This is a genomic window from Mammaliicoccus sp. C-M13 (assembly GCF_022386845.1).
GTDB classification, from domain to species: Bacteria; Bacillota; Bacilli; order Staphylococcales; family Staphylococcaceae; genus Mammaliicoccus; species Mammaliicoccus lentus.
In genome coordinates this window covers 1-12731 of the sequence record NZ_JAJNHQ010000011.1, presented here as the reverse complement: position 1 = coordinate 12731, position 12731 = coordinate 1, and the positions used below count along the sequence as shown (strand labels likewise).

Genomic DNA, 12731 nt, shown 5'->3' with positions numbered 1-12731 from the left:
CTTAATGGTTAATGAGAAAAAGCGGAGGTGCTCACATGTCATCAATCGTAGTAGTTGGGACGCAATGGGGAGACGAAGGTAAAGGTAAAATTACAGATTTCTTAGCTGAAGATGCAAATATTATTGCGCGTTTTTCAGGTGGTAATAATGCAGGTCACACAATTAAATTTGACGGAGAAACTTATAAATTACACTTAGTACCATCAGGTATTTTTTATGAAGAAAAATCAAGTGTTATCGGTAACGGTGTAGTAGTAGATCCAGTAGCTTTATTGAAAGAATTAGACGCATTAAATGAACGCGGTGTAGCAACAAACAATTTAAGAATTTCTAACCGTGCTCAAGTTATCTTACCGTATCATTTGAAACAAGATGAATTAGAAGAAGAAAAACGTGGAGATAATAAAATTGGTACAACGAAAAAAGGTATTGGTCCAGCGTATGTAGATAAAGCACAACGTATCGGTATCCGTATGGCTGATTTATTAGATAAAGAAACATTTGAAAAACTTTTAAAACAAAATCTTGAATATAAAAATGAATTATTTGAAAAAATGTTTAACGCTGAAGGTTTCACGTTTGATGAAATCTTTGAAACATATTACCAAGCAGGTCAACGCTTGAAACAATATGTTACAGACACAGCTAAATTATTAGACGATGCTTTCGTTAATGATGAAAAAGTATTATTCGAAGGTGCTCAAGGTGTAATGTTAGACATTGACCACGGCACATACCCATTTGTTACATCAAGCAACCCGATTGCAGGTAACGTTACAGTTGGTGGCGGTGTTGGACCAACTTACGTATCTAAAGTAATCGGTGTATGTAAAGCATACACATCACGTGTAGGAGATGGCCCATTCCCAACAGAATTATTTGATGAAGATGGTCATCATATCCGTGAAGTAGGTCGTGAATACGGAACAACTACAGGACGTCCACGTCGTGTTGGTTGGTTTGACTCAGTTGTATTACGTCATTCACGTCGTGTAAGTGGTATTACAGATTTATCAATCAACTCAATCGACGTATTAACAGGCCTTAAAACAGTTAAAATCTGTACAGCATACGAAATTGATGGTGTAGAAATCACAGAATACCCAGCAAACTTAAATGAATTAGAACGTTGTAAACCAATCTTTGAAGAACTACCAGGTTGGGAAGAAGATATTACAGGATGTCGTTCATTAGAAGAATTACCAAAAAATGCTCGTCGTTATTTAGAGCGTATTTCTGAATTATGTAACGTTAAAATCTCTATCTTCTCAGTTGGGCCAGATAGAAACCAAACAAACCTATTAGAAAACTTATGGGACTAATAAATTTTTAAATCGAAAACGCTGAGACAAATTAATTGTCTCAGCGTTTTTGTTTGAGTAAATAAGGGAGTAGATGTTGCAAGACGAGGTCCACGTGCAATATATTGCTTCCTTATTGACAAGACTATCGAGAAAAGTCAACAAGGCCCTCGTTATTGACACGTTTACTGAGAAAAGACAATAACTTGCCCGTTACAACTTAAAACTGAGAACCCTTAAAAAAAGGAGCCATACAACACCTGCTATATGGCTTCTTTTTCTAATAACGACAATCAATATCGAATTGTATTTCATTATTAATTAGTGTATTTCACGTTTTTTAAACCGTCCACCTTTTACTTCACTTACATCTCCGATTGATAAGAAGGCTGTATTATCTATTTCTGTTACGATATCTTTTAGCTTAGATTCTTCTAATCTCGTTATTACACAGAATAATACTTTTTTATCTTCTCCTGTATAAGCTCCTTCACCGTTTAAATATGTTACGCCTCTGCCTAAACGGTCGTTTATAGCTTCTCCTATGTCTCGATATGTATCACTGATGATCCATACGGCTTTTGATTCGTCAAAACCTTGTACAGTAACGTCTATCATTTTAGAGGCAATAAAATAAGCTACTACTGAAAACATCGCTGATTCCCAATTAAAAACAAATCCTGCTGCAGCGAATATGAAAAAATTGATTAGCATAACAATTTCTCCAACTGAAAATGGCGCTTTACTACTAATAAGAATGGCACTGATTTCAGAACCATCTAATGATCCGCCGTATCTAATTACTAACCCAACACCCAAACCAATAATTGCACCACCAAAAATTGTAACCAAAAATATTTCTCTAATAAAAGGTTCAAAATGATGTAAATAAGCTGTTGTAACGGAAAGGACTGTAATTGCATACACCGTTGATATCGTAAAAGTCTTACCTATTTGTTTATATCCTAAAAAGAAAAATGGAATATTCAATAAGAATATAAAAAGACCAAGTTTCATATTAGTTAAGTGACTTAATATAATAGCTATGCCAACTATACCGCCATCTAATAATTTATTCGGCACTAAAAATAACTCTAAACCAATACCCATTAAGACACTGCCGATTGTTATAAAAATTAGTCTTTTTATAATCTCACCTTTACTTAATTTACGATGTCCCTTTTTTATTGTGAGCTTTTCTTCCATATCATCATCCCTTTATAATGTTCCTAAATATATTATATAAAAAAATTAAAATAAAATCTTGTCATTCTTTAAAGACCATGCTATAATCAATTTTGTGCTTATGAAGGCCCCTTGGTCAAGCGGTTAAGACACCGCCCTTTCACGGCGGTAACACGGGTTCGAGTCCCGTAGGGGTCACCATTTCAATTTCATACATATTAGGTCCCGTGGTGTAGCGGTTAACATGCCTGCCTGTCACGCAGGAGATCGCGGGTTCGATTCCCGTCGGGACCGCTTTTAATGCTTATCGTAATAACGATAAGCATTTTTTATGTTATTTGCCATTGAATAACGGCAAACAATAGAATTAATCATCAAATAGTGTTAAATTATAGTATAGGATATCATGCACAAATCTGTGCTCGAAGATACTTACTTTCAAAAAGAAATGAGGTTAGTGCTATGGCTAGAAAAATAGTAGTCGTTGATGATGAGAAACCAATTGCAGACATACTAGAATTTAATTTAAAAAAAGAAGGTTATGATGTTTATTGCGCATATGACGGTAATGACGCAGTAGACCTAATATATGAAGAAGAACCAGATATTGTCTTATTAGATATTATGTTACCAGGTAGAGATGGTATGGAAGTTTGTCGTGAAGTACGTAAAAAATTCGACATGCCTATTATTATGTTAACAGCTAAAGATTCAGAAATAGATAAAGTTTTAGGACTAGAACTAGGTGCAGATGACTATGTAACGAAACCTTTTTCAACACGAGAATTAATCGCACGTGTTAAAGCTAACTTACGTAGACATTATTCACAGCCTAGCCAAACAGAAGATGAAGAAACAAACGAAATAGTCATTAAAGATATTACAGTATATCCAGATGCATATTCAATTAAAAAACGTGGCGCAGATATCGAATTAACGCACCGTGAATTTGAATTATTCCATTACTTAGCGAAACATATCGGACAAGTCATGACACGTGAACATTTACTACAAACTGTATGGGGTTATGATTACTTTGGAGATGTAAGAACTGTGGACGTTACAATACGTCGTCTACGCGAGAAAATTGAAGATGATGCATCTCATCCAGAATACATTGTAACGCGTAGAGGCGTGGGTTACTTCCTGCAAACTCAAGAGTAGGATGATGCTATGAACTGGTTAAAAAAATTCCAATCCCTCCACATTAAACTTGTTGTAATATATGTTTTATTAATTATTATTGGTATGCAAATAATCGGATTATACTTTACGAACAGTCTAGAAAAAGAAATGACGCGTAACTTTAAGACGAATATCGAACAGCATGTTAAACAGATTAATTACAACATCAAGAAAGCATACAATTCGGAAGATCCAGACCGAAATTTCCAAAAAGAAATACAAGTCATTTTAGATGATTATGCAAATCGCACAGAAATTGATGAAATTCGATTTATCGATGAAGACCAAATTATTGTCGCGACATCTAAAGCCACAAACCAAAATACCGTCAACCAGAAAGTAAACGATAGCTCTGTTCAAAAGGCATTATCATTAGGAAAAGCTAACGACAAAATTGTCTTGAAAAATGATTCTGCAGATAAAAATAGAGTGTGGATTAAAAATATGCCCGTATATTATGACGATAAAGTTGTAGGGGATATTTATGTTGAATCGGATATTGATTCTGTTTACGAACAATTAAATAACATTAACCAGATCTTTATTATCGGTACAGCTATTTCATTATTAATCACAATCGTACTCGGTTTCTTTATTGCGCGAACAATTACGAAACCAATATCAGACATGCGTAACCAGACGTTCGAAATGTCTAAAGGTAACTATACACAGCGTGTAAAAATATACGGTAATGATGAAATCGGCGAACTAGCCCTTTCATTTAACAACTTATCTAAACGTGTACAAGAAGCACAAGCGAATACAGAAAGTGAAAAACGTCGACTAGACTCAGTTATTACACATATGAGCGATGGCGTTTTAGCTACTGACCGTCGAGGTCGTGTTCGTATTATTAATGAGATGGCGCTTAAGATGCTTGGTTTAGAACGTGGAGAAGTTGAATCTAAACATATATTAGATGTCTTAAACATTGATGAAGACTATTCATTGGATGATTTACAAGAAAATAATGATAGTTTTGTTATCGATATTAACGAAGAGGAAGGTCTAATCGTACGTGTTAACTTCAGTACAATTATTCAAGATACTGGGTTTATAAATGGTTACATTGCCGTCTTACATGACGTAACAGAACAACATATTCTTGAAAATGAACGACGTGAATTTGTTGCGAATGTTTCACACGAATTGCGTACACCTTTAACTTCTATGAGAAGTTATATTGAAGCTCTAGAAGAAGGCGCTTGGCGTGATCCAGAAGTTGCACCTACGTTCTTAAATGTTACGAGAGAAGAAACAGACCGTATGATTCGTCTAGTAAACGATTTACTTCAATTATCTAAAATGGATAATTCAGGCGAGCAAATGAATACAGAACTAATTGATTTCAACATGTTTATCAATAAAATTATAAATCGTCATGAAATGACACAAGGTAAAAATGTTACGTTTGTACGTGACATACCAGTTAAAGGACTATTTGTAGAAATTGATCCTGATAAGATGACACAAGTATTTGATAATGTCATAACAAATGCGATTAAATACTCACAAGAATCTAAAAAACGTGTCGAGTTTCATGTGAAACAAAATACGTTATATAACAGAATGACAATACAAATTAAAGATAATGGTATTGGTATTCCTGTTAATAAAGTAGATAAAATATTCGATCGATTCTTCAGAGTCGATAAAGCAAGAACACGTAAAATGGGCGGTACTGGTTTAGGTCTTGCAATTACTAAGGAAATCGTAGAATCCCATAATGGTAGAATATGGGCAAATAGTAAAGAAGGCCAAGGTACATCGATTTATATCACATTACCATGTGAAATAATGGAAGATGAGTTTGGTGATTGGGATGGGTAATAAAGAAGTCTTTAAATCTGTTATACTCATCATATTCGTATTCTTCAGTGTTTTCATGACATATCGCGTATGGACTTTTACGCCCGAGTTAACTGACTTAGAATCCGATATGAACGCTGAAACACCTGCCATTGGACCTAAAATAAGTAAACCTATAGATAGTGTTATCATGCCTTTAAGAATTATTAATCGAAATGGCACGGATCTGAAAGGGACGTCTAACGTTGAAGAAATCAAGAAGATAATAGATGTTATGTTAGATAAAGATGTAAAGAAAGTAGATATCTTATCGAGTGAATCAGCTGTGCAGTTAGATGATTTATCAGAAAGATATACGATTTTAGACTTCCCAGATAGTTTGCCGAGTGAGATGTATTTAAATCAAGTGTTAGGACTGAGCATGAGCAATTACCCTAAAATTAATTTTGATAGAATACTTGTAGATACGAAATCAACAGATCGAGCGAATGTATATTTATTAAGTGAAAACAAACAAAAAGCAATTAAGCTACAAACGACGATTAAAAGTCATGAATTTGATAAAATAAATAAAGAGGCGGCATCTAAATTTAAGCCTTATACAAGTATTATTACAAACCAGAATACGACGGATGAAATCAATCAGATATACGCACCTGAAACAGCAGATAACATCAATATTTATCGATATGTATCGAACAAAATTTCGGTATCGGATTTAAATGATGTAATCTTAGGTGATTCAGTTATTGCTCGTAATAATGATAATCACGTTTCAACTTATAATAACAATACAGGTATAGCGACAGTAAACGAAAAGAAACAAACATACCGTTATACAAATTTATCTGAAGATGAAAACAACATAAACAATCTTTCTAAATCGATATCTAATTCATTTAAATTTATTAACGAACATGCTGGATTTACAGATGAGTTTCGCTTATTTGATACAGACCCGAAAAAAAGTAATGTCAATTATAAAATGTTCTTAAATAACTATCCTGTATTTGATGAAGATAATCTTTCTTCAATTGAAGCTTCTTGGGGTAGAGATACAATTACAGAATATAATAGAGGGCTCATTACAACTGGTGTCGCTGTACCTTCTAAGAAAGAGTCAGATGAGATACCAACAGCAGAAGAAGTTCGTTTCAATTTAGCCTCAAATGCTGAAATAGATTTTAATAAAGTAACCAATTTTGCTATAGGTTATGATTTATCGTTACCAGTTGATGATATTGATAACCTACAAGATACAATAGAATTCACGCCTAAATGGTATGTAAAATATGATGGCGAATGGAAACAGTACGAGAATGGAGGGTTAAAATAATGGATTGGAAACATGCCAAAACACTCTTCATTATCGTATTTATTCTCATTGATATAGGACTGGTTCTTGTTTATTTTAATAAAGTGAATAACTCTATTGTCCAAGAATCAAATGATCAATCTGACGTGAACTTTACAAAAGAAGGTATTGATTTACCGAATTTACCAAGCTATAAAAATAAAGAAATGCAAGCTATCACAGCTGATAGTAAATCGTTCACTTCAAATGACCTAGAAGGGGTTTATACATTATCAGAAAAAGATACAAAAATTAGCAAAGATTTAGATGATGAAAATTTAACAAAAGACAGCAAAGAGCAGACATTTAAAACTCTAATTAATAAAGAAGCCTATAAAGGTAAAGAATATCATCAAAAAGAGAATAATAAAGATAAAAATAAAGTCATATACGAACAAAGCTATGATGATTTCCCTATATTGAATAATAGTAAAGGTGAAATTGTCTTTAACATCGAAAATGGAAAAGTTAAGAACTTTACTCAAACATATTTAGATAAGTTAAAACCTGGTACAGGTGATAACAATAGTAAACAAAAAGTAGTCGATGCAAGGACAGCTTTAGAAACCTTATATTACAACACATATTTAACAAAAGGCGATACAGTAGAATCTGTAAGGTTAGGCTATTATAGTGTTGTAAAAGAAATAGGTGGACAAGTACTTGTTCCAAGTTGGGAAGTTAAAGTGAAATCTAAAGAAGATGAAAAAGAAAAGACGACCTTGCTATATGTTGACGCTATTAAGCCAGAATCAACTGTATTAGAAGAATCATAGTTTTAAAAAGCAGTAATTAAAGGAGATGAACACTTGTGATCGCAATGAGCGTACTCGCAAGTGGCAGTACAGGAAATGCCACTTATATAGAATCAGATAAAGGAAGCCTGCTCGTAGATGCTGGATTAACAGGTAAAAAGATAGAAGGTTTATTTCAACAAATAGATAGAAGCATTAGCGACTTAGAAGGCATCTTAGTGACGCATGAACATATCGATCACATTAAAGGGCTAGGCGTTCTCGCAAGAAAATATAAACTACCTATTTATGCTAATAAGAAGACATGGCAGAAAATAGAAGCAAAAGATAAAAACATACCGCTAGATCAAAAGTTCAACTTCGAACCATTTGAAACAAAGACATTAGCAGGTATAGATATCGAATCATTTAGCGTGTCACACGATGCGATAGACCCGCAGTTCTATATATTCAACAACGACTACAAAAAGCTAACAATGATTACCGATACAGGATATGTATCAGATAGAATGAAAGGTATGATACATGGCAGTGATGCCTTCGTATTCGAAAGTAACCATGATGTAGATATGTTGCGAATGGGAAGATACCCATGGCAGACGAAACAACGTATATTAAGCGATATGGGACACGTATCAAACGAAGACGCAGCACATGCAATGTGCGATGTTATAACAGGTAATACAAAGCGTATATATTTATCTCATTTAAGCCAAGACAATAACATGAAAGACTTAGCGAGAATGAGCGTGGGTCAAATACTTAACGAACATGATATAGATACGAAAAAAGAAGTCACGTTATGTGATACAGATAAAGAAAAAGCAACACCAATATATTACTTATAACTAAAAGATATCCCCAATTTAGCGGTTGGGGATATCTTTTTATTTTGTGCACAGGAATAAACACAGTTATACACAACTGTCCACAAATTGTGTATAAACCATGTACTTGCCCACAAAGTTATCCACATTGCATAAAAAACAGTGGATAAATCATAACTAAATGAATAAAAATAACTTACAGAATTTTAAAAAAGAGAACAAAAATTTTAAAATGTTGATATAATGATAACTGAACTGTGCATAAGTTAATAACCTGTGGATAACTTTTAAGACAATGTATAAAGGTGGATAAAGATGAAAATCACAATTATTACAGTAGGCAAGCTGAAAGAAAAATACTGGAAACAAGCAGTAGATGAATATAACAAGAGACTAGGAGCCTACACAAAGACCGAATTAATCGAAGTAGCAGACGAAAAAGCATCAGATAATATGAGTGAGAAAGATATAGAGATTATGAAAGAAAAAGAAGCGGACAGAATCATGTCTAAAATTAAAGCAGACAGTCACGTTATTACTCTGGAAATAGAAGGGGAGATGTTAACAAGCGAGCAACTAAGCAAAGAAATAGATAACCTCATGACGCGAGGTAACTCACATATAACATTTATCATCGGGGGATCAAACGGACTACATAGTAAAGTACTACAACGCAGCAACTACGCCCTATCGTTCAGTAAAATGACCTTCCCACACCAAATGATGAAAGTTGTGTTAATGGAGCAAGTGTATAGAGCATTTAAGATAATGCGTGGGGAAGCATATCATAAATGATGCGGTTTTTTCAGCCGCTTCATAAAGGGATTTTGAATGTATCAGAACATATGAGGTTTATGTGAATTGCTGTTATGTTTTTAAGAAGCTTATCATAAGTAATGAGGTTCATGATTTTTGACATAGTTAGCCTCCGCAGTCTTTCATTTCAAGTAAATAATAGCGAAATATTCTTTATACTGAATACTTATAGTGAAGCAAAGTTCTAGCTTTGAGAAAATTCTTTCTGCAACTAAATATAGTAAATTACGGTAAAATATAAATAAGTACATATTGAAGAAAATGAGACATAATATATTTTATAATAGGAGGGAATTTCAAATGATAGACAACTTTATGCAGGTCCTTAAATTAATTAAAGAGAAACGTACCAATAATGTAGTTAAAAAATCTGATTGGGATAAAGGTGATCTATATAAAACTTTAGTCCATGTGGACCGTCTACACTTAATTGGACAACTTCTTTAAAGATAAGTATTGTTAAAATTAAGAAAGTAGGTGGTCTTTTTATGAGAAGAGAGCGTAGAGAATACAGTAATGAATTCAAACAGCAAATGGTTGATTTATACCTTAATGAAAAACCAAGATCTGAAATTATTAGAGAATATGATTTAACCCCATCTGCATTAGATCGATGGATTAATCAAGCAAAAACCTCTGGTTCTTTTGAGCACAAAGATAATCTTACAAAAGAACAAAAGAAAATGATGGAACTAGAAAAAGAAAATAAACAGCTAAAAATGGAAAACGATATTTTAAAGCAAGCCGCGCTGATAATCGGACGAAAATAGATGTGATAAATAAGAATACTCACAAATATTCAGTATCAGCAATGTGCAAAGTCCTACAAATGCCAAGAAGTACCTACTATTACCACCAAAATAATCAACATAAAGTTAATAAAGAAAACAATGATGAGATATTAGCAGATGAAATTGAAGATATATTCATTTCTAATCGACGATGTTATGGTACACGTAAAATAAAAATTGCCTTAACGAAACGAGGACTATATGTGTCTAGGCGTAAGATTGGTGTATTAATGAAACAAAGAAACTTAGTTTCTACTTATACAAAGATGAAATTTAAAGTAACATCAAGCAAGGTAAACCAATCTACTACCAAGAATCATTTAAATCGTAACTTTAAAAACCATAAACAGTATAAATACATTGTTTCAGATTTAACTTATGTCCGTGTGGACAATAGATGGCATTATGTATGCTTATTTAGTGATTTATATAATCGTGAGATTATAGGCTATAGTGTAGGACAACGCAAAAACGCTGACTTAGTATTCAAAGCATTAGCAAGTATAGAAACAAATCTATTTAATATAAGCTATATCCATACAGATAGAGGACGAGAATTTGATAATCAATTAATCGATAAAGTAATTGATGTATTCAATATTAACCGTTCTTTAAGCCGTAAGGGAAATCCATATGATAACGCAGTAGCAGAAACAATATTTAAAGCAGTAAAGACAGAATTCATAAATACTACAAGATTCTATACGATAGAACAATTAGAAATTGAATTAAAAATGTATATAAACTGGTATAACAATGAAAGAATACATGCAGGATTAAATTATCAAACGCCAACCTCTTATAAACTTATGAATTCTGTCTAAGTTTTTGTTGACATACCACATGATAAGTTACCCAAGCAGTTAAAAGTGCATATAAAAGAAGATAAATATTCAGTTGTAGGGAAGGTTGCTACTGGGAACTATAGTAAAGTTCCTTGGATTTCAATATATGATGAGAATATAACAAAAGAAACAAAGGATGGATATTATTTGGTATATCTTTTTCATCCGGAAGGAGAAGGCATATACTTATCTTTGAATCAAGGATGGTCAAAGATAAGTGATATGTTTCCGCGGGATAAAAATGCTGCAAAACAAAGAGCATTAACTTTATCTTCCGAACTCAATAAATATATTACATCAAATGAATTTAATACTGGAAGATTTTATTACGCAGAAAATAAAGATTCATCTTATGATTTAAAAAATGATTATCCATCAGGATATTCTCATGGATCAATAAGATTCAAATATTATGATTTGAATGAAGGATTCACAGAAGAAGATATGCTAGAGGATTTAAAGAAATTTTTAGAACTATTTAATGAATTAGCTTCAAAAGTTACAAAAACATCCTATGATAGCTTGGTCAATAGCATAGACGAAATACAGGAAGACAGCGAAATTGAAGAAATTAGAACAGCACAAAAAGATAAGACACTCAAGGAAGTGGAAGCACCTAAAGGAATAATTCCAAAATATAAAAAAGGTGTATCAAAGACTACTAAAAATGATTCAGAAATTGAAAAATCAAATAAAGAGAATAAATTAACCGGTAAAGTTGGAGAAAAATTAGCGCTAAATTACTTTAATGAGCTAATTGATAATAAAATAGACGAAGATAAGAAAGAACAGTTTAGGAATATTTTAAATGATAATCCAGGCTCTCAACACGGTCATGGCTATGATTTAGTAGCTTTTGATCCAACAAATACAGATAAAGCTGTAGAAAAATTTATTGAAATTAAAACATCTACATCTTCTAGTATTGAGGAACCATTTTTTATGTCGCTAAATGAAATGTTTGCTATGAAAGAATATAAGCAGAAATATTTAATATTAAGAATATTTAATGTTTCTGGTAAAGAACCACAATTTTATTTTATAGATCCATATGCAAATTATTCTGAATTTAAAGATGTAGATGATCTCATTGACAAAGTATTTAATGTAGAAGCTATTCAGTATAAAGTTTTTGGCGAAAAATGATTACTTGAACAAGAGCTAAAATAAAATTGTGATCTAATAAAAATAGAAACTGTAATTTAAATAAAACTTTCTAAATAAGCTAACTGATAAAAAATCAGTTTGTCCACAGTCTGAAACAAGATTCCTATATTCTTTAGGAATCTTGTTTTTTCTATTTTTATGGTGATAAAGAGCAGATAAGATAATGTGTAATAATCACAAAAAAGTTAAATATTTTAAGGCTTGTTTAATTATTAATGATTTTATATATAAAGAGCAGTATAATAAAGTTGTTAATATATTATGAATAATATTCAAGTAATTTTATTGTTTTTTAATTTGTCGATATTTAAGTTGAGTTAAATTTAAAGGGTGTAATTTGTTTTACAATGATGAAGATAATTAGTCTATCAAAATAAAGGGGTTGGGACTGTTATGAGTGATAATTTGTCATTATTCATTGACTATATCAATGATAATATAATCTATGGTAGTGAAATCAAACGGGAGAAATTAGAGAATTTATTTAATCAATTTGCTATAAAAAATGTTGAAAAGAACATTGTCTATGATGAACTGAAATCTTTAGATATTACAATCATTGAGTCACAGGATTCATATAAAAATAAATTGAAGAGATTATTTTCGGTTCTGTTGCAAAGTAAAAAAATATAGCTAACCACTAATTTATCATGTCAGTGTTCGCTTAACTTGCTAGCATGATGCTAATTTCGTGGC

The 12731-nt window shown here is 32.3% G+C and carries 11 protein-coding genes, 2 tRNA genes and 1 pseudogene; 13 read left to right on the top strand and 1 reads right to left on the bottom strand.

From position 1 onward, the window contains the following. Positions 1-35: 35 nt before the first annotated feature. Positions 36-1322 carry an adenylosuccinate synthase gene (locus LQ615_RS09650; RefSeq protein ID WP_214269650.1) on the top strand — a complete coding sequence of 429 codons (1287 nt, stop codon included), beginning with the start codon at positions 36-38 and terminating at the stop codon, positions 1320-1322. 300 nt (positions 1323-1622) lie between these two features. On the opposite strand, the gene LQ615_RS09645 is transcribed toward LQ615_RS09650, so the two are convergent. Then, the gene (locus tag LQ615_RS09645) at positions 1623-2507 is read right to left on the bottom strand and encodes a YitT family protein (RefSeq protein ID WP_214269649.1); all 885 of its coding nucleotides are present in this window, start codon (positions 2505-2507) and stop codon (positions 1623-1625) included. Positions 2508-2612: 105 nt separating this feature from the next. On the opposite strand from LQ615_RS09645, the gene LQ615_RS09640 reads away from it, so the two are divergent. From LQ615_RS09640 to LQ615_RS09585, 12 genes and pseudogenes are all read left to right on the top strand, one after another. After that, a tRNA-Glu gene (locus tag LQ615_RS09640) sits at positions 2613-2687 on the top strand. Positions 2688-2707: 20 nt separating this feature from the next. Further along, positions 2708-2780: transfer RNA gene (locus LQ615_RS09635), tRNA-Asp, on the top strand. Between the two features lie 168 nt (positions 2781-2948). Then, complete coding sequence (gene yycF / locus LQ615_RS09630; protein ID WP_064204313.1) at positions 2949-3650, top strand: response regulator YycF; 702 nt, start codon at positions 2949-2951, stop codon at positions 3648-3650. A gap of 9 nt (positions 3651-3659) precedes the next feature. Then, positions 3660-5501 (top strand): cell wall metabolism sensor histidine kinase WalK, encoded by a 1842-nt coding sequence (walK, locus tag LQ615_RS09625; protein WP_239703881.1) that lies wholly within the window; start codon positions 3660-3662, stop codon positions 5499-5501. Next, a complete protein-coding gene (locus LQ615_RS09620) occupies positions 5494-6816 on the top strand; it encodes a YycH family regulatory protein (protein ID WP_218688125.1) in 1323 nt (440 codons plus the stop codon). The genes walK and LQ615_RS09620 overlap by 8 nt, the downstream gene beginning before the upstream one ends. Continuing rightward, positions 6816-7610, top strand: a complete 795-nt coding sequence (locus tag LQ615_RS09615) for a two-component system regulatory protein YycI (protein WP_182093664.1) — start codon at positions 6816-6818, stop codon at positions 7608-7610. The genes LQ615_RS09620 and LQ615_RS09615 overlap by 1 nt, the downstream gene beginning before the upstream one ends. A gap of 44 nt (positions 7611-7654) precedes the next feature. Continuing rightward, positions 7655-8437: an MBL fold metallo-hydrolase gene (locus LQ615_RS09610; protein ID WP_182094119.1), complete on the top strand. Its 783-nt coding sequence runs from the start codon at positions 7655-7657 to the stop codon at positions 8435-8437. A 294-nt stretch (positions 8438-8731) separates the two neighbouring features. Next, on the top strand, positions 8732-9211 hold the full coding sequence (gene rlmH / locus LQ615_RS09605; protein WP_064204318.1) for a 23S rRNA (pseudouridine(1915)-N(3))-methyltransferase RlmH: 480 nt from the start codon (positions 8732-8734) through the stop codon (positions 9209-9211). Positions 9212-9532: 321 nt separating this feature from the next. Beyond that, a pseudogene (locus LQ615_RS09600) lies at positions 9533-9643 on the top strand (MrcB family domain-containing protein); the annotation flags it as partial. Positions 9644-9720: 77 nt separating this feature from the next. Next, positions 9721-10847 (top strand): IS3 family transposase gene (locus tag LQ615_RS09595; RefSeq protein ID WP_135020667.1). Its coding sequence is split into 2 segments (ribosomal slippage): positions 9721-9967 and positions 9967-10847, totalling 1128 coding nucleotides; the frame shifts between segments, so codons are not numbered across the junction. A gap of 12 nt (positions 10848-10859) precedes the next feature. Continuing rightward, positions 10860-12014 (top strand): MrcB family domain-containing protein, encoded by a 1155-nt coding sequence (locus tag LQ615_RS09590; RefSeq protein WP_239703898.1) that lies wholly within the window; start codon positions 10860-10862, stop codon positions 12012-12014. Between the two features lie 414 nt (positions 12015-12428). After that, positions 12429-12668, top strand: coding sequence for a hypothetical protein (locus tag LQ615_RS09585; protein ID WP_001282728.1), 240 nt, complete (start codon positions 12429-12431; stop codon positions 12666-12668). Positions 12669-12731 lie beyond the last annotated feature (63 nt).